Origin of the sequence: Pseudoalteromonas sp. LC2018020214, from assembly GCF_016598755.1 — a bacterium.
Classification (GTDB): Bacteria; Pseudomonadota; Gammaproteobacteria; order Enterobacterales; family Alteromonadaceae; genus Pseudoalteromonas; species Pseudoalteromonas distincta.
Genome location: NZ_CP066804.1, coordinates 3263168 through 3285859 on the forward strand (window position 1 = coordinate 3263168; position 22692 = coordinate 3285859).

Here is a 22692-nt window from a genome sequence, read left to right on the forward strand (position 1 = left end):
GAGACTTAATAATGTTCGAACAAAACGTGACTTCTCCATTTATCACTAACCCTCATGTTCAGTCACACGAGAAACCGCAGCCATTGCGTGATGCAGTAAAAAAAGCTGTTCACCACTATTTAAAGCAGCTTAACGGTCAAGATGTGCAAGACGTTTACGACCTTGTTCTTTCAGAGCTAGAAGCGCCATTACTTGAAGAAGTAATGACATATACACGTGGTAACCAAACTCGTGCAGCAATTTTACTAGGTATCAACCGTGGTACTTTACGTAAAAAGCTTAAAAAATACGGCATGAACTAATACCAATTATATTGAACGCGTAAGTATTCTTACGAGCTAAACAAGCCCATAACGTCGTTAAAAATTTTTTATGTAGAATAACTACACTGCAAAATTTTTGCCTTGTTATAGACTTGTTTTTCTATCGTTATTACTACTTACTAATCCAATACAACTGGTATTATGCAAAAAAAGCACCTTAGGGTGCTTTTTTTATGCCTACAGTTTATTAACTAAATTGCAAAATGCTCACGCTTATTGAGCCTTTATAAGTCGTTTTTTGAGTAGTAATCAGTTAAAATGCCCGCTTCTAAGCTAGCTCATTAACTGAGGAAATCAAACTACAATGGATACTCATCGTCCCATTCGTCGCGCACTATTAAGTGTGTCTGATAAAACCGGTATTGTTGAATTTGCCCGCGCACTTGAAGCGCAAGGCGTTGATATTTTATCAACTGGCGGCACATGTAAACTACTTGCTGATAACGCCATAAAAGTGACTGAAGTATCAGATCACACAGGCCACCCTGAAATCATGGATGGTCGCGTAAAAACTCTTCACCCAAAAATTCACGGCGGCATATTAGCTCGTCGCGGACAAGATGAAAGCGTAATGGCAGATAACAACATTTCTGCTATCGACATAGTTGTAGTTAACTTATACCCCTTTGCGAATACAGTCGCTCAAGAAAACTGCAGCCTTGAAGATGCCATTGAAAATATTGATATTGGCGGCCCTACAATGGTTCGTGCAGCAGCTAAAAACCACAAAGATGTAACAATCGTGGTAAACGCGAGCGACTACGACCGTGTTATTAGCGAAATGCAAAACAACAATGGTTCAACGACGTACAAAACACGTTTTGATTTAGCGATTGCCGCCTACGAGCACACTGCACAATACGATGGCATGATTGCTAACTACTTCGGTAAAATGGTGCCTGATTACACCGAGGAAGCTGCTGTAGAGACTAAATTCCCACGTACTATCAATATGCAGTTCACTAAAAAGCAAGATATGCGTTACGGTGAAAACTCACATCAAGATGCTGCTTTTTATGTTGAAAATGACATTGCTGAAGCATCAGTTGCAACAGCAACTCAATTGCAAGGTAAGGCCCTTTCGTTTAACAACATTGCAGATACCGATGCAGCACTTGAATGTGTTAAAGAATTTGACGTACCTGCGTGCGTAATTGTAAAACATGCTAATCCGTGTGGTGTTTCAATTGGGGACAATATTCTACAAGCATACGAGCGCGCTTTTAAAACAGACCCTACATCAGCATTTGGTGGCATTATTGCCTTTAACCGAGAGCTAGATGCAGCAACTGCACAAGCAATTGTTGACCGTCAGTTTGTTGAAGTAATTATTGCACCTAGTATTTCGAGCGACGCTGCAAAAATTGTTGAAGCTAAAAAGAACGTGCGTCTATTAGAGTGTGGACAGTGGACAGGTAAAGCCGCTGGCCAAGATATTAAACGCGTTAACGGCGGTATTTTAGTTCAAGACCGCGATTTAGGCATGGTAACGCAAGGCGACTTAAAAGTTGTTTCTAAGCGCCAGCCTTCTGAGCAAGAACTTAAAGATTTACTGTTTTGCTGGAAAGTAGCTAAGTTTGTTAAATCAAACGCAATTGTTTATGCCCGTGACGGTATGACCATTGGCGTAGGCGCAGGCCAAATGAGCCGCGTATACTCAGCTAAAATTGCAGGTATAAAAGCCGCCGACGAAAACCTTGAAGTTAAAGGTTCAGTTATGGCGTCTGACGCATTCTTCCCATTCCGTGATGGCATTGACGCAGCAGCAGCCGCTGGCATTACTGCGGTAATTCAGCCTGGAGGCTCAATGCGTGATGAAGAAGTGATTGCAGCTGCTGATGAAGCTGGCATGGCAATGGTACTAACTGGTATGCGCCATTTCCGCCACTAATCACACAAAGGGTTAAACGTTGGTTTAACCCTTTTTGTTTGCTATAAATTCACGTATTCTGATTATTCAATAACCTATTTAAAATTATAATGTGAAGGAACAAACAATGAAATTTGCGCTAAAATCGCTACTTGTAGCCACACTAACAATGACATCGACTATGGCGCTTAGCCATAACCACGAATCAAGCCTTGAACATGCACTTCAATCAAGCGAACGCAATGCTAAAAACAGCGCTCGTGATGAATATCGTCACCCAGCTCAAACACTTGCATTTTTTGGCTTTAAACCAACCATGACAGTTGTTGAAATTGCACCCGGTGGTGGTTGGTATAGTGAAATTTTAGCGCCAGCATTAAAAGAGCAAGGCACTTATTATGCCGCGCACTTTCCTGCTGATTCATCAGTTGGCTACTACCAACGCTCTCTTGCAGGCTTTAAACAAAAAGTAGCTGAAGATGAGCGCTTTAGTAGCGTTAAAATTACTGAGTTTGCACCTGTAACACATTTAGATATTGCGCCAGCTGGCAGTGCCGATATGGTTTTAACATTTCGCAATGTACATAACTGGTATATGGGCAAAGATAAAAGCGGTGCATTAAGTGCATTCCAAGCTTTTTATAAAGCCCTTAAACCAGGCGGTACATTAGGTTTAGTTGAACACCGTTTAGCTGAAGAGCGTGCTGATGAAGATCAAAAAACATCAGGTTATATGAAGCAGAGCTACGTAGTAGATCTTGCTGAACAAGCTGGGTTTGAATTAGTAGCAAGCAGTGAAATAAATGCAAATCCAAAAGATACAGCCGATCACCCTAAAGGTGTATGGACGCTACCACCAAGCTTAAGACTCGGCGAACAAGATGCTGACAAATATAAAGCCATTGGTGAAAGCGACCGCATGACGCTGAAATTTAAGAAACCGCTTTAAATAGGAATTTTCGCCATGAATGTTTTAGTCATTGGCAGCGGCGGCCGCGAACACGCACTTGCGTTTAAAGCCGCTCAAAACACCAAAGTAAATACTGTATTTGTAGCCCCTGGTAATGCAGGTACTGCACTTGAGCCAAAACTTGAAAACGTAGCTATAAACGTTGACGACTTAGATGGTTTACTTAGTTTTGCACAGCAAAATAAGGTAGATCTTACTATTGTAGGTCCAGAAATACCGTTAGTACTGGGTGTTGTTGATAAGTTTCGTGAACATAACATGGCTATTTTTGGACCAACGGCGGGCGCAGCTCAACTTGAAGGTTCGAAATCGTTTACTAAAGACTTTTTAGCACGTCATAAAATCCCAACGGGCGACTACCAAACGTTTGAACAAATTGAGCCTGCCCTTGCTTATTTAAAAGAGAAAGGCGCGCCAATTGTTGTAAAAGCAGATGGTTTGGCTGCGGGTAAAGGCGTAATTGTAGCCATGACAGAGGCCGATGCCGAAGAAGCGATCCGCGATATGCTTGCGGGTAATGCTTTTGGCGATGCGGGAAGTCGTGTTGTTATTGAAGAGTTTTTAGACGGTGAAGAAGCGTCTTTCATCGTAATGGTTGATGGTAAAAACGTATTACCATTTGCAACCAGCCAAGATCATAAACGCGCTTACAATGGCGATGCGGGTCCTAACACGGGTGGCATGGGTGCATACTCACCTGCGCCAGTTGTTACTGATGAAATCCACCAGCGTATTATGAACGAAGTGATCTACCCTACGGTAGAAGGCATGGCAAGCGAAGGCCATCCGTACACCGGCTTTTTATATGCAGGTTTAATGATTGACGAAACAGGCACCCCTAAAGTAATTGAGTACAATTGTCGCTTTGGCGATCCTGAAACTCAACCAATGATGCTACGTTTGCAATCAGATTTGGTTGAATTGATTGAAGCTGCTAACCGTGTAGAACTTGATAAAACAACAATTGAGTTTGACCCACGCGCAGCCGTTGGTGTTGTACTTGCCGCTAAAGGCTACCCTGGTGATTACCCTAAAGGTGACGCTATTTCGGGGCTAAAAGTGGATTACCCTGCAGGTGAAAAAGTATTTCATGCGGGTACTAAACAAAGTGGCAATGACGTTGTAACCGCAGGCGGTCGCGTATTATGCGCAACAGCACTTGGTAACACTGTTACGCAAGCGCAGCAACGCGCCTATGAGCTTGTTAAACAAATTAGCTGGGATGGTATGGAATATCGTACAGATATAGCTTACCGTGCTATTGCACGCGAGCAATAGCCTATAATACCTATTCATTGGTATAACCAATTAATTTAACTAAAAAAGCGCAGTTTCCCTGCGCTTTTTTAGTGCTACACTAATTAAAAGGTTTTTTAAAAGTAAATTAACGTTGGAACTAAGAACTTTACGTTACCATGCAATTGCTGTTGCCATACTGATTTTTATATTTTTTATAATCAGTACATTGGCATCAAACTTAGTCGTGCCTACACGATATACAATTGATAAAACGGCTCCAATGTACCTCGATTACGCCTACTATATTGACGAAACCAAAACTAAGACATTCGATACCATCATTAACCAACCTGAATTACTTACTCATCAACCATTTTTAGATGTTCCATGGAGCTTTAGCCAACAAAATTATTGGTTGTTTCTTGATTTAGAAAATAAAAGCCTTAACAAGCAAAATGTTGTGGCACATTTTGACAACCCTATGGTCGATCACCTTACGGTTTATCGCCTCGATAAAAATAACAAACTAGTTGAAACATACAAACTCGGCGATAAAGAAGAAGCCCTCTCTTTATTTGAATACAGCGTGCCGCATATTCGCTTTTTAGTAGAAAGAAAATCATCACAACGCCTAGTAATAAAAATAGACACAATCGGCATAAGTAAAACACCTGTAAACTTGTATCGTGATAAAGAGTTTATTGACTTAGTGCGATCTCAAACTGGGATCTGGGGTATTTTTGTAGGCGTGCTATTGATGGCTGCACTTTATAACTTGGTGCTTTATTTTGGTATAAAAGACCGTGTTTATTTAATTTATATTGGCTACATCGTCAGCGCTATTACACTAATGGGTGCAGTATTGGGCTTTGGTTTTTATTTATGGCCTAAGCAATGGCAGCTCTTTATTCACGAACAAATTGTATTTAGTAATTATGGGGTCGCCTTTTTCACCCTTGCTTTTTGCACCATGTTTTTGCGCTATCATAAAGATAAATGTTGGCGTTACAAAATGAGCATAGCTCTACTTTGGCTTATGTTTACTCTTGCTGTATGTAGCTTGTTTATTCCTGAAAATATAGCGGCTCCTATATTTTTTGGTGTAATGGTTCTGCTTTATATTACCTGTATTATTTTAATATATAACAAGTTACGCAGTGGTTTTAGGTGGGCTAAGTTTTATGTTTTATCATGGATACCGCTAATTTTTGGTGCGGCAATTCAGCCTATGGAACTCACTGGTGTTTTACCGTATACCTTTGCAACCCGCCATGCCTTTTTAGTCGCTATTTTGTGTGAAGTTATTTTAATGGCGATGGCATTAGCAGACAGGGTAAGGTATCAGCGCGAACGTGCGCTTTATCATGCCACGCATACACAACAAACACGATTACTTAATAGCTCCAAGCTAAAACAAGCATTTATGGCACTACAAAGCCAAAATCGCTCAACAACGTTGTGTTTAATAAAAATACGTCACTTTAATTCACTCAATACGATTATTACCTCTTCTCAGGGCTACACACTTATAAAGCATATAGCCAAAGAGCTTGAATTAGAACTCAGCCATGAACGTGAATTTACAAACCTCGAAACAGATTTAAACACCAGTCCTCGCTTAGCCGATTTAAGCAGTGGTGTATTTGCCTGTATTTCTACAAAAACACAAAACCAAGAAATGCTAGAAGCACTACTGACTAAAATAATTAGTAGCCTACCAAAACAATATGAAATTAAAGGGCTAAACCTGCAGCTTAGTTACAGTATAGGTATTAGTAGTGCAGGCAAGAGTAACGACTTTGAATATTGGTTAAAGCGTGGTTATTTAGCGCTTAAAAAAGCAAAAGGTAGCGTTAATCAAGTTGGGTCATCGTCAAACGGTAATAATCTGATGATGGACGTTGCTTTAGCCGCTAAGCTGCAACAAGCCATAAAAACAAATCAACTGGCGCTTTACTACCAACCTCAAATAAACTTATTAAGTAACCACGTAAGTGGTGCTGAAGCTTTATTACGTTGGCCCGACCCAACTTACAGCAACTTATCAATTGAAGAGCTAATAATACTTGCTGAACACACAGGTATTATTAACGAGCTAACACTGTGGGTAATAGAGCAAGCTTGTAAAGACATAGTTGAGCTTACAAAAAATGGCTATAACGAGCACACAATTAGCGTAAATTTAAGTGCTAAAAACTTAACCATAAATAATTTAGCCGAAAAAGTAGAAAATATTTTAATTAAATACCAAGTGCCGGCACCCTTACTTAAATTTGAACTAACCGAATCGGCCTTCGTAGATAGTCAAGATGCACTTATAAAGTTAGTTGATGAGTTAACCGCATTAGGTATTAAAGTGGTACTGGATGACTTTGGGACAGGCTACGCGTCACTTAGCTACTTAGTTAATTATCACTTTAGTGAGCTTAAAATAGATAAGTCATTTGTTTTTGATTTACCTAATAACGCAACTCACCAAGTTATTGTACAAACAGCCATTGATATGGCGCATAACCTCAATTTATCAATAACAATTGAGGGGGTAGAAACCCAAGAAATCCATCACTTGCTCAAAGATATGAACGCTGATTGCGCCCAAGGTTATTTATACGCAAAAGCACTGCCTTACACCGACTATTTACACTTCTTAAAAAGCCAATATAGCTTAAAAATGTTAGACTCCTCTTTTTAACATCTTTAGGGGCCAAGTAAAGATGCAAGGCACACTGCGTAAACTAAAATCGAGCTTAACCGAACCAGTACAATATCACTTACCTGTGGGTGAGCACTTAGTAGACTTAAATGCATTTATAGGTAAGGAGCTTACGCTTACCTTTAGTGGCACTATTTTATGTTCTAACTGCGGTAAAAAAACAAAAAAAAGCTATTCTCAAGGTCACTGTTTTGTATGCATGCGCAAGCTTGCTAGTTGCGATATGTGCATAATGAAACCAGAAACCTGCCACTACGACCAAGGCACTTGCCGAGAGCCGCAGTGGGGCGAAGAAAACTGCATGATCCCACACTATGTATATCTCGCTAACACCTCAGGTTTAAAGGTAGGTATTACCCGCCACACACAAATACCGACTCGCTGGGTTGATCAAGGCGCTACTCAGGCATTACCTATTTTTAAAGTGCAAACTCGCCTGCAATCCGGTTTAGTAGAAGTTGCATTGGCTGAATTTATTGCCGACAAAACTAATTGGCGCAATATGCTAAAAGGTCAAAACGACGCAATTGACTTAAAGGCAGCGGCAGCCGAGCTGATCCCACAAATTAGCGAAAAGCTAAACGAGCTCAGTGAATTATTTGGCGCAACAGCCATAGAGCAACTTGATGAAGATGTGGTTGATTTAAACTTTCCAGTAACCGAATACCCAACAAAAATCAGCTCATTTAACTTTGATAAAGACCCTGTTGTAAGTGGTGTTTTACAAGGTATTAAAGGTCAGTACTTAATCTTTGAAAAAGGCGTTATTAATATACGTAAATTTACGTCTTATGAAGTAACCGTAGGCTAACGGGCTATGTTAAACAGCTACCCACAATTATTGGTTATTTATAATGAGCTTGAGATAGCCCATAACGAACAAGAGCAACAAGAGTGCTTACACAGCGTTACGCAAAGTGAGCTAAGCGATGTGCGAGTACTTAACAAGCAAGGTGACTACCTTAATTTACAAGGCACTGTTTGCCCTAAATTGAATGGCGAGCAACTAGCACAGCTTGTTACAGCTTACTTATTAAATGAAGGACAATGCTGCCTTGGTAAAATCAAAACCCTAAGCACAGCGCAGGCGTTTGATTTACTAGGGCTATAAACACTCTCTTTATTTAAACCTCAGTAAGCACTTTTATATGCGCTACAGCACTGCGACCTAAAGCTGATAGCGCATAGCCACCTTCTAAATACGAAATAACCCCTTTGCAACCGCCCTCTTTAGCAACACCACATAGTTGCTCGGTAAGCCAAATATAGTCATCTTCAACAAATTTTAAGCTTGCCATATCATCTTCTAGGTGAGCATCGAACCCTGCGCTTATAAAAAGTAATTCAGGTTTAAACGCTTTTAATTTTGGTAGCCATTGCCCAGTAAACACCTCTTTTAAATCGTCGCCATTACTGGCAATTGGCAGAGGTGAATTAACTATATGGCTATTATTTTTAACCGCTGTATTTGGATAAAACGGATACTGAAATAACGAACAAAGCAGTACATTTTCGTCATCAATAAAAATGTCTTGTGTGCCATTCCCATGGTGTACATCAAAGTCAGCAATCGCAATGCGTTTAACCCCTTTGCTTTGTGCGTACTTAACGGCAATAGCTAAATTATTAAACACACAAAACCCAGATGATGAGTTTTTATTAGCATGATGCCCTGGCGGGCGTACTGAGCAAAAAGCAGCATCGAGTTTATCGGCAAGTATTTCATCAACAGCTAACAACCCCGCACCTACTGCTCGCTCAATCGCTTTAAACGAATCGGGGCACAACCACGTATCGCCATCTAAATTAGCGAGTCCTTCGGTTGGGAGTGTATTTTCTACGTGCTTAACTAAAGCTTCATCGTGAGCAAGTAAATAATGTTCACGCTCGGCCTTAGGTGCTTGCAGGTGCGTTAAGCCAACATCTACACCGCTGGCTAATAATCGGTCGGTAATTGCATCTAAGCGCTCTGGGCACTCAGGGTGGTCGTCTATCATTTTATGTTTACGGCAATGAGGGTGTGAAATAACTGCAGTACGCATAAAATGCTCCTAGCCAAAGTAAATTGAGTGTTTAATATAACAAAGCCACCTAATGGTGGCTTTGCGACTTTGGTGTATATCGACACTTTAAATATCGATACCTTGAATATCAATATTATTAGCTATTTTGCTTTTAAATGCAGGTTTCTAAAATCAAAGCTAAAATCGGTAACTTGTGTTGATACTGCACGCATTTTGGCACTGTTTACACGGTTTTGTGAGCTCATTTCAAAACGAATAAACGCATCTGCTTCTAGTAGCTTTTCATCCCACTTAACAATAAATGTATTGCCAGTGTAATGCTCCAGAGTGCCTTTCAAGCGTTTAGTGTGGGTAAAATCAATGCGTAATTTACCATCTAACTGCTCAATAATTACATCGCCATACCAATCATCGTGCAATGTACCAGTATAATTAATATTTGGTAATTGTGGTTGGTAGTCAGCGGGGGCTTCTGGTTTTGCATTAGCATACGCTTGTTGTTTGCCTTCAAAATGACTTTTAGCTAAATCCTCTACCCAGTCTTTATCTTCAAGTTCAAGTGCACCTTCAAGTACTTCATGGGTTACTGCCGAAAGTGCACCAAAAGCTTGTTGATTAGATAAAATAACAATACCGAGGTTTTTCTCAGGCAATAAAGTAACTTGCGATACCATTCCCAAAATACCACCGCCGTGACCTAGCTTTTTAAAGCCGTGGTAGTCTTCAATACTCCAGCCTAACCCATAACCCCTAAACTGCTGATGATACGATTCAAACGCACTTTTAGACGCCATAGATGTAATATGTGGGTGCCACATTTGCGCTTGTTGCTTTTCACTAAATAGCTGCTCGCCACTTGGCATTTTACCGCCTGCTAATTGCGTACGAAGCCATTGGCTCATGTCGCTTACACTTGAAGCAATGGCGCCTGCGCCTCTAAAGTCCTCAAGGTAGTTCACAAAAAATGGATGAAGCGTGCCATCCATAGGAATATGACCTGTCGCCCAGTTTTTATTACTTTTAGGAATACGTGAAAAGCCCGCGCGTGAGTTATCCATGTGCAGCGGCTGTAATATATTTTTTTCGATGTAATCATTCCAGCTCATCCCCGACACACGTGCAACCACTTCACCAGCGGTAACAAACATCAAGTTGTTATAAGCGTACTTACTACGAAAGCTGCTCGCTGGTTTTAAATACTGTAATCCCGCTAAAATTTCATCAACTGATTTATCGGTACTTGGCCAAATCATTAAATCGCCTTGCCCAAGCCCAAGCCCACTGCGATGGCTTAATAAGTCACGAATACGCATTTCGCGTGTTACGTACGAGTCGTACAATCTAAACTCTGGTAAATGATCAATTACGCGGTCATCCCAGCTTAATTTACCTTCATCAACCAACTTTGCCAGTGCCGCAGTAGTGAATGCTTTTGTGTTTGAAGCAATACCAAATAAAGTGTCTTTGTTTACTTTTTTGTTGGTATCGAGATTAGTTACACCAAAGCCTTTAGCAAATATTACTTTATCGTTTTCAACAATGGCAACTGCCATACCGGGTACGTCAAAACGTGCCATTGACGCTTTAATTACGTCGTCAATTTTGTTGGTATCAACTTGTGCCCAGCTGCTAAACGTAGTGCCTGCTAATAGTGCAATTGCGGCAAGTTTGGTTAATTTCATATCAATCCTATTTTATTATTTTTGATGAACTGCAAATTCAATTGCTGCGCGCTCTTGATTGGTGTCGCTTTTTTGTGCGCGATTTAATATGGCATCACTGTATTCTTTTGGTACGCCCGCTTCAAGTGAACCGCGATGAACGTGTTTTATATACCAATCATATGGGAGTACATCGCTGTCATGGGTATTAGCTATATAACAATGTGCGGCTACAGTCTCACCCGTTAAAAGCGTTGGGGCTATATCTACACAATCGTAACCTGGCCCTTCAATACTGTCTAAAATAGCTTTTTCTTCTTCATTGAGCTCATAAATAACGCCGTAAACCAATGCACCTTCTTTATCGCTTGGACAAATACTGCATTTACCTGAGCCATCTTTAAATAGCATATCAAAAGTAAGCTCGTAGTCTTTAAGTATCGCAGTTCCTACACGCTTTACATTGGGCAAGCGCGCTAACAAACGATTAGATGACATATTAGAACCAAACGAAAAATTATATAGCGGCATTTTATCTCCTGCGCTTTTTGAATAAGTTAAATAACAACACGTACTGCAAGTGCAATTAAAATAATGCCAATTCCACGGTCAAACCAATAACCGCGTTGTTGGAAAAAGCCTCTTACATTATCGCGAGAAAGCATCATTGAAAGCATTGAAAACCACGCCCAAGTAGCCAATGCCATGTACACGCCATAGCCAATCTGTATGCTAGTAGGTGTTGTTGGGCTAATCACGAGTGTAAATAACGACATAAAAAATAACGTGGCTTTTGGGTTTAATGCATTGGTGAAAAAGCCGCGCCTAAAAGCCACCCAAACGGGTTCCTCTTGAACGGTTTTGTTTTCAACATCTTTTACAGCCTCGCCTTCATTACTTGCAGGCGGTTTTCCAGCTCTAAGAGCTTGTACGCCTAAGTAAGCTAAATATGCACCAGCAAGGTACTTAAGCGCCATAAATAAACTAGGCGATTGCGTTAAAATAAGCGCAACACCTAAAACGCAATAGGCAACGTGCAGTAAAATAGCAGCGCCAACACCGGCGCTTGTCCACAATGCATTGCGCCTTCCTTGTTGCACACTTTGCTTAAGTACTACGGCAAAGTCGGGCCCTGGGCTTGCTACTGCAAAAAAATGAGCAATAACAATCAGTAAAAATTCATCTAAGTATTCCACGCAAATCCTTGCTAGTTTGGCGAATAAGCTAATAACAGCGGGTTGGCCGAGTTATTTACCAATGCTTTAATTTCTTTTTGTGCTTTTTTAAACTGACCACGTAAATGCGGCTTTAAGTGCTTTTTAGACACCTTATCGTTTTTAAAGTAACTAATTAGGGCATGCATAAATACCGTATGCGTTTCACTTAACTTAGCTTCACGGTTAGCGTATGGGTTATAGCAAGAGCCACACCCGCCTTTAAACTGATACACCGTGTTGCTCATCATCACACCAAACCCTAAAAAACAAGCAAGTGCATCAGCAGCTTGTGGTAAATACTCCCTACCACCAGGCGGCAGCACCCCAACGTGATGAATAAGTATGGTGGCCAGAGTACCCGCATAACTTGCCACTAAATCTTGTGGCTGATTAATCTGATTAGGATTAAAAGAAATATTAATCGTATGGCTTGGCGGCACAATTAAATGGCTGCCTTCGCCACGTATTTCATTGCTAAATTCAAAGTGTGGAAAAACTTGCGGTTGTAATTGCTGCGGTGCAACTAGTTGAATAGGCCATGCGTTCATACCCGCGTAATTAGTAACGCGGTTAAAAACATTGCTCGCCATTTCTTCAATGCTCGATACCGAATCAGGGAAAAAAGTGGCCGTTGGCAGTATTATTTGAGTGTGCTTTGTAAAAAACTCAGCATCAAAGTTTTCTACAGCCCAAATAAATGTATCAATAAGCCATTGCTGCTCTTGCTGCTCTAATAATGGCTTTGATTTAAATAAAGCTAACATAGTGTGCTCTTTTAGGTTTTAGTTTAGGTGCTTACGTAGGTGCTAACTTAGTCTTTTTGTGTAAGCGCCCAGTCCCACGCTTGAGTATTGTATAGCGGCACTGTTGATAGCGCATGGTGGTGGCTACCACTGGACTCTTTAGTTGAGTACGATAAGTACAATAAAGTACGATTTTCAGCATCGTAAATACGACGCACTTTTAGTGATTTAAATAATATACTTTTAGATGATTTAAAGATCACCTCGCCCGATTTGCTACGGTCTATTTTTTGTAGCTGCTGCGCTGTAATTGGCCCCGTTTGACGACACGCTATAGACATATCAGATGGATCTGAAAAGTCCAAATTAGCCTCTATATGACTAATATGACAAGTAACGCCCTCAATAATAGGATCTTGCTGCGAATTCACCACAACATCTTTAGTTGTAAATAACCCAAGGCTTACCGACGCAACATCGTCAGAGCAAGCACTTAACGTAACAATTGCACATGCAAGTAAAGCTAAACGTTTAAATTTTTGTGGTAATTTCATACTTATCCTTAATCAATATATAGGTAACTTAGTAGATGAGTTACTAAGCGAAGGTTCACCTGTTTGTTTTTATACTAACATCAAAAATAAATACGACTAAATTAGTTTAAAGTAAAGATTTTAGATAGCTCAGGGTTTAGTGACCCCTCTTGTATTTGATACAATTACCTCTCGCTCATGCAGTAACTCATAATAGGAAACGCCTAAATGCCGCACATTATTATTGAACACTCAGAAGACCTCCCCGTTTTACCTCAAGTACTGGTAGAAAAAATTCATACAACCGCTTTCGAAAGTAACTTATTTGAATTAGAAACCATAAAAACACGTGCTATTGCTTATCAGCAATATCAACTTGGCGCAGGAAAATCAGGGTTTATACATATCGCGGTACATATTTTGGCAGGACGCTCAATTGAGCAAAAACAAATGTTAAGCGAACTGCTACTTTCATGTTTAAAAACATATTGCAGAGCATCAGACAGTCTAAGCGTAAATATTTACGATATTGAGCATGAGATATACCGTAAAAATTAGTTAACTCTTGTAGTTTTGAGCAATAAAAGTAAACACTAGTAAGTAAAAAGCCCCAATAGGGGCTTTTTTTGTATTCTGAAATCAGATGCAGCTCATTATTATTTACAAGACAGAGCATGAATAGCGTCCGATCTAACGCTGGAATTTAATAGTGCATTCGCACTCTTTCAAATTTAAGAAAGCTTAGCTTAATCTATGGATTAACTTTATTTAAATTATATTTATTATTAGGGGTAAATAAAGAATAATAAATTACACGATATTAAGTTCATGTAGCTTTAAATAATTTGAGTAGGTATTTTTTGGAAAGTTTGTAAAAGTGGTGGCCCCTCCCAGACTCGAACTGGGGACCTAACGATTATGAGTCGTGTGCTCTAACCAACTGAGCTAAGGGGCCAACTTTATATAACTGCTAGGCAGTTAATTTTTGAAGCGTTCAGTCACAGAGCGACTAAAGCGGGTTGCAGTATAAAAACTTTTTAGGTGCTTGTCACTACCAAAAACCTTTATTTTAACAATCAACAAGCTAACTGCTTAAATAGTAATCTTTTAAGTGGGAATAAACATAAAATGTAAGATATTTACCGTGCTATTCACTGCATTAAATTATAAAAACCCCTATCCCATATAGTCTTTTATATTTAACCCTCTACTTTTTAAGCAAAGCTAACATATATGTATAGGCATATAAGGCTGTAAAAAATATGCTTGGGGCTACTGTCAGTGCCAAATTAGGTGTCTGATTAATTACATTCACCATAATCACTAAGCTCGATTGAACAGTAATCGGAATAATAGGCGCAAAAAGTACACCTGCTATTTTTTTGTTACTTAAATACGAGGCGCTAGAGTTAATTGCATTATTGAAGCTTTGTCGTATTGCTACGTTTTGTGGTGTTTTAGAATGAAACATACAAATAATTGGAGTTACGAACGCAAGCGTTACATAACTAAACTTATACTTGTTGACGACCTTTTCTAAAATAAAGGTAAAAAACAGCGTTACAAATCCACTATACAAACCTTGCACTAATGCAGCTTGAAGAGTGACCGATTTAGCAATGTCTGCCGCACTATTTGCCCAGTAGGCCCAACTAAAATAAAAAACGAAAGACACAACGCCTGACATTATAAGTCGAATATTCAATTAACTACCTCAATATACCTAAAACCTAGTTTAATGATAACACTAGGGCGTGTTGATCTTTGGTGGGTGAATTTGCAGCAGTATGTTTGGTTTTTAGGCAAGGCGGAGCCTATGTAGTGTGGTTATTCCCCATGAATAGGCGATAACGCAGCATAAATACCAAACATGCGCTGCCCTTTGGGTTCTTTCTAGGGACGATTAACTCTTTGTTGCTCGGTTTTTACTTAGCCCACTAGGTTACAAACCTCGCGCCGCGATTTAATCGCCCCTAGATTGAACAAATTTCAATCCACAAAGATCAACACGCCCTAGAAGTGAAGGTAATATTGTCACTAAATAATAAGGTATTTAATTGTATATTGTAGATGTATAAACACACTAATGTTGAAGATTTCCTAAATGGCATCAAGTCAGAATCTGAGCGCGACTGTTAGCTGGAAAGCTTATTAGTAAACAATAAGTATAGTTTTAAAATAATATTGGGAGTGAGTTAAGGAAGTGAATTAATGGGTTGAAGAGCTTTAAAAATTGGATTTAACCTAAAAACTATCTAAAAACTCTTTAAAAACTAATATTGTGAGCCGATCGGTACTAAAGTATTTAGCTAAACCTCAGTAGTCGGCTTGCACAATATATAATCTGTCATTATTTTTTCGCAATAATGTAGATTGCATGTATTAACCCTGGGAAATAACCTAGCAGTGTTAATAGAATATTTAACCAAAAATGCATACCTAAGCCAACTTGCAAAAACACACCTAATGGCGGTAATAAAACCGAAAGTATTATACGAATAATATCCATGATCAAACTCCATTTAAATTAAACATTGAAAAGACTTAAAGCCCAGCATTACTGGGCCTTAATTATACTGTATTATTCAGCAACAATAGCTAGTTTATCAACTACATCGCGAACATCTTCAGCATTTTTAGCAATTTTAACTGCTAGTTGCTTTTCAGCTTCAGACTCTACAGAGCCATTCAGAGTTACCACACCGTTGTCGGTATCAACATCAATGTCTGTACCACCTACTTCTGAGTCAAACAGGAAGCGAGTTGTGATTACAGTGGTGATTTTAGCGTCCGTTAGGTCGTTATCATCATCGTCCATCATGTCGTTGCTTTTATCTTCGGTGTCCATGCTTTTAACAACAGTAAGGCTGTTATCAACATCAGTTACACCATCTAGGCTAAGTACAAGTTCTTCTGCTAGCTCTTTATCAAGTTCGCTATTAACTTTACCTGTAAGTACTACCTTGCCATTTTTTACATCAGTGTTAATGTCAAAGTTGTTTAGATTAGTGTTCATAAGTAGAACGGTTTCTGCCTTACCATCAATCCAAGCATCTTTACTTTCGTTTTCCCAGCTGTTTGCTTGGGCACCCATAGCCGTAGTACCAAGAACTAGAGCTGCGATAATAGATTTGTTAAATGTTTTCATAATCTTTCTCCTTTTGATTAAAGACACTTTAACTAATGCGAGCTTCAGGCCAACTTTATTTATACTTAAAATTCAATAACTTGAATTAATTAAGAGATAAAACCTTATCTATGTTTGTGTAACTATTTACAGGCTACTCGGTAAAACTTTCTCAAATAGTGAAAATAGCTAGATAATTGCTCTTTTGGTTAATCTATCGTTAATATAACAAAACAAAAAACACCGTTAAAAAATAACCAATTGATAATTAATGAAATTATATTTGGTACGCGGTTTGCAGCCTAACTACGAGAGCAGTATCAATAGTAAATATAAGAAGGAATAACTCATGTCTGTAAAAGTTGAAGACCGCCCAATAGAGCAAGTACGCGAACAAGTGATTGATCAATTAATTTATAATTACAGTCATGGTGTTATTTCTGTTGATGCATTTGAAAGACGTTTAGATAATGCGATGGATGCACCTAATAACGAAGCACTGCTAGCCTTAGTAGAAGACTTAACACTTAATACCGATCAGCAATATAAAGCAGAAAAACAATCGCAATTTACACCACATTATAGTGCACAGCAAAACAGTGATGATGATTTTACATTACGCAGTATTTTAGGATCTAACGAGCGAAGTGGTCAGTGGGTTGTGCCAAAAAATATATATTTGAGTAACTTTATGGGATCGGTGGTGCTTGATTTCACTGATGCTATTTTTGCGCATCAAAATGTAACTATTCACGTTAACTGTATTTTTGGTAGCGATGAAATTTACGTACCAGAGCATGTCAATGTAGTGTCTAAAATGTTTTGTATTTTAAGTAGCCTTGAAAATAAATCTGTGTCGCTTAACAAACGCCAAGGCCCTACAATTCATATTGAAGGAAAGGCAGTAATGGGCTCGGTTGAGGTGAAAATAAAGCGCACAATTAAAGAAAAATTTATAAGCTTTGCAAATGAGCTAAAAACCCAGTTTGGCACGGGTAATAATAACCGCTCACTATAATTGAGTAGCAGCACTTTAGCGTGCTGCTTAGTATTTTATTATAAATCGTTATTTCGCTCGCTTGGTATATCACTTAAATACTCTACAAACTCAACTTCAAACCCTGCAGGATCAATAAAGTAAACGTTTTTCCTAAATGGATTCTCGCTACCTTGCTTGCTTAGAGTAAAACCCGCTTTATTTAAGCGCATTACTACTGCGCTTAAGTTATTTGTTACATAAGCAAAGTGTGCAAAACCAATTTGATGGCCCGATAAGTTTCTGTTTTCACCTTCACCATGACTGCTTATCGCAATGTAATGCGTGTCATCTCCAAAGTGTACCCAGCGTCTTGGTTTTCCATGCCAATCGCCTCTGCCCTCACTTCTAATAGACCAATGCGGAAATACAGCGCGATAAAATGTAAGCATACTATCTATATCACTCACGACTAAGTTTACGTGCTCTAAATACATAATGTTATCCTATCAGTTAAGTTAGGAGTACGATAAAACCTCAAGTTAACTTTAGGTAAAGTGTTATTTAAAATTAATTTATTTAAATTCAGATAATTATTTTTTAAAAATATTTAAACTTTTCAATCTTGTATAAAAAACAAACACAAGTATTTAGGGTTTATTGTTTACTTTATGGCAAAAGTCGCTAAAATACGCCGGCTGAAATATATAAACGTTCTTTTACAACCCAAAGGTAATACCATGCATCCAATGTTAAACATTGCGGTTCGCGCTGCGCGCAACGCAGGCAAAATTTTACTTCGCGCAAGTGAAGATTTATCAAAAGTTGAAGTGCAACAAAAAGGCGCTAACGACTTAGTAACTAACATTGATAAAGAAGCCGAAGCCGTAATTCGTGACACTATTTTACAGTCTTACCCTACTCACTCAATTGTTGGTGAAGAACTAGGTGAGCATAAAGGCAAGGATGATGATTACCAATGGATTGTAGATCCTATCGATGGAACAACTAACTTCATCAAAGGTATCCCTCATTACGCGGTTTCTATCGCACTTAAAGTTAAAGGTCGTTTAGATCAAGCTGTTATTTATGATCCAATTCGTGGTGAGCTTTTCACTGCATCTCGCGGTCAAGGCACTCAGTTAAACAGTAAACGTCTACGCGTTAGCAAAACTACGGTTCTTGCAGGAACTGTACTTGCTACTGGTTTCCCTTTCAAAAACAAAAACCACATGGATGCATACACTGAAGCGTTTAAAGCATTATTTGTACACACTGCTGATATTCGCCGTGCAGGTTGTTCTGCTTTGGATATGGCATACGTTGCAGCTGGCCGTGTTGATGGATTTTTTGAAATTGGTTTAAAACCTTGGAACTCTGCTGCGGGCGAACTAATGGTTAAAGAAGCGGGCGGTATGGTTGTAGATTTCGCTGGTGGTAATAACTATAACCACAGCGGCAATATTATCTGTGGTTCACCAAAACTGACTCAAGCAATTATCCGCGAAATTCGTCCAGTATTAACTGAGTCGTTACTTCGCTAATTAAATGCTATTAATAGCATACTAAAAAGGAGCCCAGGCTCCTTTTTTTTGTGCTTAAAAATAAGGGTTATCGAGTTTAATCTCTATCGTTTTACCTTTTGTATAAGGTAGTGTATTTAAATCCTTTGCGAAGTATTCATTAAATAATGCATCAAACTCGCCGTTTGTCTGCATTAATATTAAGCCTTCCTCTACAGCCTTTGCCAATTCGGGTTTACTCTTAGTCACAAAATAATATATACCCGTTGGGTAGCTTATATATAAATTAGGCACAACGACTAAGTTACTTTGTTTGTTTTCAATAAGCTCAGAATTAACCTCAATAAACGAGCGAGGAAAGTAATCTATTCGCCCACGGCTCGTTAAAGTGAACATGGCTTGGTAATTAGTAAGCGGCCTTACACGTAAGCCGTTATAGGACATTATTCTTGTATCTGGCCAGTTGTGACCCTGCACTGCTGAAAACTCTCCTAGCTGCTCTAGGGTTTTTACGTCTTTAAAGCGTGCTACGTTTTGTTTATTAGTGAGTAAAGCCCGCTTTCCTATGTAACCTTTAAATAGTGGTATTTTAATAGCTAAAGCAAGTGCCTCTCGCTCTGGACTACTCATACTCCAATACATATCTAGTTCGTTATCATTTAGGTTTATGAGCTTACGTTTTTGCTGATCTGATATCGGAGTCATCCTAATAACCCCAGGATAGTTAACACTCTCAAGTGCACGTACCAGTAACTCACTTAAGTACTCTTCTCGTGCGTTTTGAGTATCTTGCTTTTGGGCTACATTAATTATTTGCTCTTGCGCCATAAGTGCAAAACTTGCAAGCAGACCAAGTACACTGGTCGAGATTTTTATTGGCAACATAATAATTACCTACTTTTATTTAAATTACCTGCTTATTGCTTGCTAGGCGCACCACTGCGGGCGCAGGCCCTTTACGTTTGCAAATAAACAAATAACTATGGCGATAACGTTTGGCTTCTTTTTTAGCATCAGTTGCGAGTGCTGCAACTTGGTGACTGTTTTTACATTGTTGTAAATCAGGCTCAACTAAGCCAACCGATAACGTTAGTAGAGGCACAAATTGCTTTTCTCCTTCACGATTTGTGGCCCAATACCCTTCGCTCTTTATGTGCTCAGGTGTAAAAAATATACGAGACTGGAGTTGAAATTGCTCAATAATGGTATTACATATATCAACCGCGTTGTGCTGATCAAACACCACCATAAAGTCATCGCCACCTATATGTCCTACAAAGTTAGCACTATTTTTACACGCTTGCACTGTTACATCAGCTAATAGTTTAATTACACTGTCGCCGCTAGCGTAGCCGTATAAGTCATTAAATTGCTTAAAATGATTTAAGTCTATATACGCGAGTGAAAACGGATTACTACCTTTTAATCGCTGCTCTATAGCTTCATTAATTGCCACATTACCAGGGAGCATAGTCAGTGGATTAGCGTGTTGTGCATGGCGTATTTTTTCTTCGGTTATGTGTTTTAAAATATCGCGAAGCGGCGCTAAACCTAAATAAGCGTTTTCTCTGGTTATCACTATATGGCGGCGTATATCAAAGTCTTGCTCAGTTATTTGCTTACTTACGGTATCGAGTAATTGGTTTTCGTCAACGACTAAGGGCTGCTTATCCATCAGTGCAGTAACCGGGCGTTTATCGTAAAGAGCATGCCCATAGGGCGCTGCAAAAACTTCTGTTAATTGATCTCTGTGAAGTAACCCTACTGGCTGGTTTTCAGTATTTAACACTGCAATGCTTATGAGTGATTTATCTTGCTCAAAGAGCTTATGCGCATCTTTACAGCGAGTGTCGCTGCTTATTGCAGGTTGCGTAACCGATAAGCGACCTATGGCCATAGATTGATCAAACAATGTGTTTGATTGCGTAAATGAAAGAGCTTTTAGTTGCTCTGAGCTAAAATCTTCACTTGGCTTTATGCTTGGCTTTTCGAGTAAAAACCCTTGTACATTACTAATGCCTAAGTTTTCTACAAATGTAAGCTCTTCTGGACGTTCGATGCCTTCGGCAATAACCTGAGTATTAGTAGCTCTGGCCAAAATAGTAATAGATTTCAAAAACTCTTTTTTAACTTCGCTTTCATCACAATGATCAATAAAATAGCGGTCAATTTTTACAAAATCAGGGCATAGTTCAGACCATTGCTTTAACCCTGAATACCCAGCGCCTAAATCATCTATTGCTATAGTAAAACCGAGCTCTCGGTAATGGGCTATCGTTTTTAATAACAAGAAGCCATCATCTACTTTTTCTTGCTCAGTAACCTCTATAACTACACGGTTAGCAGCTAAGCCAAATTGCTCTATTAGGTGCAATGTTTCCCCTTTAGGGTGGCAAGGGTCTAGTAGTGTTTTAGGGCTTACATTTAAAAATAATTTACCTTGTAGGTTAAGCCTTACAAAGTTTTCAATCGCTTTAGAGCGACATAGTAATTCAAGCTCCGAAATTAAACATTCCTCATGGGCAACTTTAAATAACGTATTAGGCATTTCTAACGGGCTATTTTTAGGTCCTCGACTAAGTGCTTCGTAACCTAAAATAACTTGATTACTAATATCAAAAATAGGCTGAAACAGCGTTGTTATTTCACCGCTTTTTAAAATGTACTCTAATACTTTGCGCTGAATCGTCACGTATTTGCCTTACAACTATTTTGATTGGAGCAATAAAGTACCAAGTGTGTATGACATTTTTATTGCGCAAAAAAATGCGCTCATAAAAAAACCGCTCATAAGAGCGGTTTTTATTAAGTACAAACCTAGTTACGGCATAGCGTCTTGGTCTGCGCCTTCTTTTTCTATCACTTCAGGTATTAAATCTTCTTTGCTTACGCCCATTGCTATAGCAACAGAGCTTGCAACATAAATCGAAGAATAAGTACCAATAAACACACCAAACAGTAATGCAGTTGCAAAACCATGAATGGTTTGTCCGCCCCATGCAAACAAGGCAATCAATACTAAAATAGTCGTGATTGATGTTACAAGTGTACGGTTAAGTGTTTGCGTAAGTGAAATATCAATAATTTCTATCGTATCGTCAATGCGTACCTTACGGAAGTTTTCACGTATACGGTCTGATACAACAATCGTATCATTGAGTGAATAACCAATTACCGCAAGAATTGCCGCTAATATAGTTAAATCAAACTCTAAACCTAATACCGAAAATAAACCCACAGTAATGATAACATCGTGTAATAGTGCACCTACCGCACCTACTGCAAAGCGCCATTCAAAACGAAACGCAACGTAGATTAAGATACAAATAAGCGCAGTTAACATGGCAAGGCCACCCTGCTCTTTTAAGTCTTCACCTACACTTGGGCCTACAAACTCAATACGGCGCATTACTACGCTGTCGTCTGCTTTTTTAAGTGCGTCGATTACTTGGTTACCAATCACCTCAGCTTTTACATCGCTACCGCGTGGTGCTAAGCGAACTAAAATTTCTTGGCTTGAACCAAATAGCTGCACTGATGCATCAGCAAAGCCATTATCAGCTAGTGCATCACGTACTTTTTTAAGGTCAGCCGGTTGTGAAAAACCCACTTCTACCGCAGTACCGCCGGTAAAATCTAAACCAAAGTTTAGGCCTTTGATAAAAATTGATGCAAACGACGCTAAAATTAGTAGCGTCGAGAAACCCATAGCCACTTTTCGAAGAGACATGAAACGAAGGGTTCTACTACCCAAACTTAAAATTTGCATGTCT

The 22692-nt window shown here is 39.2% G+C and carries 23 protein-coding genes and 1 tRNA gene; 10 read left to right on the forward strand and 14 right to left on the reverse strand.

The window, feature by feature from the left end; translation table 11 throughout:
* The first annotated feature begins 11 nt into the window (after positions 1 to 11).
* The 7 genes from fis (at position 12) to JG479_RS14550 (ending at position 8226) form a co-directional block, all read left to right on the forward strand.
* Complete coding sequence (gene fis, locus JG479_RS14520; RefSeq protein ID WP_002957804.1) at positions 12 to 302, forward strand: DNA-binding transcriptional regulator Fis; 291 nt, start codon at positions 12 to 14, stop codon at positions 300 to 302.
* Between the two features lie 325 nt (positions 303 to 627).
* Complete coding sequence (gene purH, locus JG479_RS14525) at positions 628 to 2214, forward strand: bifunctional phosphoribosylaminoimidazolecarboxamide formyltransferase/IMP cyclohydrolase (RefSeq protein WP_024603688.1); 1587 nt, start codon at positions 628 to 630, stop codon at positions 2212 to 2214.
* 106 nt (positions 2215 to 2320) lie between these two features.
* Positions 2321 to 3142, forward strand: a complete 822-nt coding sequence (locus JG479_RS14530; protein WP_182671440.1) for a class I SAM-dependent methyltransferase — start codon at positions 2321 to 2323, stop codon at positions 3140 to 3142.
* Between the two features lie 15 nt (positions 3143 to 3157).
* On the forward strand, positions 3158 to 4441 hold the full coding sequence (purD, locus tag JG479_RS14535; RefSeq protein WP_200219561.1) for a phosphoribosylamine--glycine ligase: 1284 nt from the start codon (positions 3158 to 3160) through the stop codon (positions 4439 to 4441).
* 112 nt (positions 4442 to 4553) lie between these two features.
* The gene (locus JG479_RS14540) at positions 4554 to 7094 is read left to right on the forward strand and encodes an EAL domain-containing protein (RefSeq protein WP_200219562.1); all 2541 of its coding nucleotides are present in this window, start codon (positions 4554 to 4556) and stop codon (positions 7092 to 7094) included.
* A gap of 22 nt (positions 7095 to 7116) precedes the next feature.
* Complete coding sequence (locus JG479_RS14545) at positions 7117 to 7926, forward strand: DUF2797 domain-containing protein (protein WP_024597548.1); 810 nt, start codon at positions 7117 to 7119, stop codon at positions 7924 to 7926.
* A gap of 6 nt (positions 7927 to 7932) precedes the next feature.
* Complete coding sequence (locus tag JG479_RS14550) at positions 7933 to 8226, forward strand: hypothetical protein (protein ID WP_149603272.1); 294 nt, start codon at positions 7933 to 7935, stop codon at positions 8224 to 8226.
* A gap of 13 nt (positions 8227 to 8239) precedes the next feature.
* Here the strand turns inward: JG479_RS14550 and JG479_RS14555 are convergent, their stop codons facing one another.
* From JG479_RS14555 to JG479_RS14580, 6 genes are all read right to left on the reverse strand, one after another.
* Entirely contained in the window at positions 8240 to 9157 is a 918-nt protein-coding gene (locus JG479_RS14555) for a histone deacetylase family protein (protein ID WP_200219563.1), read from the reverse strand.
* 122 nt (positions 9158 to 9279) lie between these two features.
* Positions 9280 to 10821: a serine hydrolase gene (locus tag JG479_RS14560; protein WP_200219564.1), complete on the reverse strand. Its 1542-nt coding sequence runs from the start codon at positions 10819 to 10821 to the stop codon at positions 9280 to 9282.
* A 15-nt stretch (positions 10822 to 10836) separates the two neighbouring features.
* Positions 10837 to 11331 carry a gamma-glutamylcyclotransferase family protein gene (locus tag JG479_RS14565; protein WP_200219565.1) on the reverse strand — a complete coding sequence of 165 codons (495 nt, stop codon included), beginning with the start codon at positions 11329 to 11331 and terminating at the stop codon, positions 10837 to 10839.
* 26 nt (positions 11332 to 11357) lie between these two features.
* On the reverse strand, positions 11358 to 11996 hold the full coding sequence (locus JG479_RS14570; protein WP_200219566.1) for a LysE family translocator: 639 nt from the start codon (positions 11994 to 11996) through the stop codon (positions 11358 to 11360).
* Between the two features lie 11 nt (positions 11997 to 12007).
* Complete coding sequence (locus JG479_RS14575) at positions 12008 to 12781, reverse strand: hypothetical protein (protein ID WP_002957816.1); 774 nt, start codon at positions 12779 to 12781, stop codon at positions 12008 to 12010.
* Positions 12782 to 12828: 47 nt separating this feature from the next.
* On the reverse strand, positions 12829 to 13314 hold the full coding sequence (locus JG479_RS14580) for a CreA family protein (protein ID WP_200219567.1): 486 nt from the start codon (positions 13312 to 13314) through the stop codon (positions 12829 to 12831).
* A gap of 207 nt (positions 13315 to 13521) precedes the next feature.
* Here JG479_RS14580 and JG479_RS14585 point away from each other — a divergent pair, with 207 nt between their 5' ends.
* Positions 13522 to 13851, forward strand: a complete 330-nt coding sequence (locus JG479_RS14585; protein WP_002957818.1) for a 5-carboxymethyl-2-hydroxymuconate Delta-isomerase — start codon at positions 13522 to 13524, stop codon at positions 13849 to 13851.
* Between the two features lie 320 nt (positions 13852 to 14171).
* Here JG479_RS14585 and JG479_RS14590 read toward each other — a convergent pair.
* The 4 genes from JG479_RS14590 to JG479_RS14605 all read right to left on the reverse strand — a co-directional run bounded on the left by JG479_RS14590 (position 14172) and on the right by JG479_RS14605 (position 16441).
* A tRNA-Ile gene (locus JG479_RS14590) sits at positions 14172 to 14248 on the reverse strand.
* Positions 14249 to 14500: 252 nt separating this feature from the next.
* Entirely contained in the window at positions 14501 to 14998 is a 498-nt protein-coding gene (locus JG479_RS14595) for a hypothetical protein (protein ID WP_442793182.1), read from the reverse strand.
* Positions 14999 to 15643: 645 nt separating this feature from the next.
* A complete protein-coding gene (locus tag JG479_RS14600) occupies positions 15644 to 15802 on the reverse strand; it encodes a YqaE/Pmp3 family membrane protein (RefSeq protein WP_002957822.1) in 159 nt (52 codons plus the stop codon).
* Between the two features lie 72 nt (positions 15803 to 15874).
* Positions 15875 to 16441: a BON domain-containing protein gene (locus JG479_RS14605; RefSeq protein WP_024597541.1), complete on the reverse strand. Its 567-nt coding sequence runs from the start codon at positions 16439 to 16441 to the stop codon at positions 15875 to 15877.
* A 328-nt stretch (positions 16442 to 16769) separates the two neighbouring features.
* Here JG479_RS14605 and JG479_RS14610 point away from each other — a divergent pair, with 328 nt between their 5' ends.
* Positions 16770 to 17438, forward strand: a complete 669-nt coding sequence (locus JG479_RS14610) for a LiaF domain-containing protein (RefSeq protein ID WP_039488234.1) — start codon at positions 16770 to 16772, stop codon at positions 17436 to 17438.
* A gap of 38 nt (positions 17439 to 17476) precedes the next feature.
* Here JG479_RS14610 and JG479_RS14615 read toward each other — a convergent pair whose 3' ends face one another.
* Positions 17477 to 17893, reverse strand: coding sequence for a VOC family protein (locus JG479_RS14615; RefSeq protein ID WP_039488232.1), 417 nt, complete (start codon positions 17891 to 17893; stop codon positions 17477 to 17479).
* Positions 17894 to 18136: 243 nt separating this feature from the next.
* On the opposite strand from JG479_RS14615, the gene suhB reads away from it, so the two are divergent.
* Positions 18137 to 18940, forward strand: a complete 804-nt coding sequence (suhB, locus tag JG479_RS14620; protein ID WP_002957826.1) for an inositol-1-monophosphatase — start codon at positions 18137 to 18139, stop codon at positions 18938 to 18940.
* A 54-nt stretch (positions 18941 to 18994) separates the two neighbouring features.
* On the opposite strand, the gene JG479_RS14625 is transcribed toward suhB, so the two are convergent.
* The 3 genes from JG479_RS14625 to secF all read right to left on the reverse strand — a co-directional run bounded on the left by JG479_RS14625 (position 18995) and on the right by secF (position 22688).
* Complete coding sequence (locus JG479_RS14625) at positions 18995 to 19804, reverse strand: substrate-binding periplasmic protein (protein ID WP_193225558.1); 810 nt, start codon at positions 19802 to 19804, stop codon at positions 18995 to 18997.
* A 19-nt stretch (positions 19805 to 19823) separates the two neighbouring features.
* Positions 19824 to 21611 (reverse strand): GGDEF domain-containing protein, encoded by a 1788-nt coding sequence (locus tag JG479_RS14630; RefSeq protein WP_193225557.1) that lies wholly within the window; start codon positions 21609 to 21611, stop codon positions 19824 to 19826.
* Positions 21612 to 21740: 129 nt separating this feature from the next.
* Positions 21741 to 22688 carry a protein translocase subunit SecF gene (gene secF / locus JG479_RS14635; RefSeq protein WP_002957828.1) on the reverse strand — a complete coding sequence of 316 codons (948 nt, stop codon included), beginning with the start codon at positions 22686 to 22688 and terminating at the stop codon, positions 21741 to 21743.
* Positions 22689 to 22692: the final 4 nt, after the last annotated feature.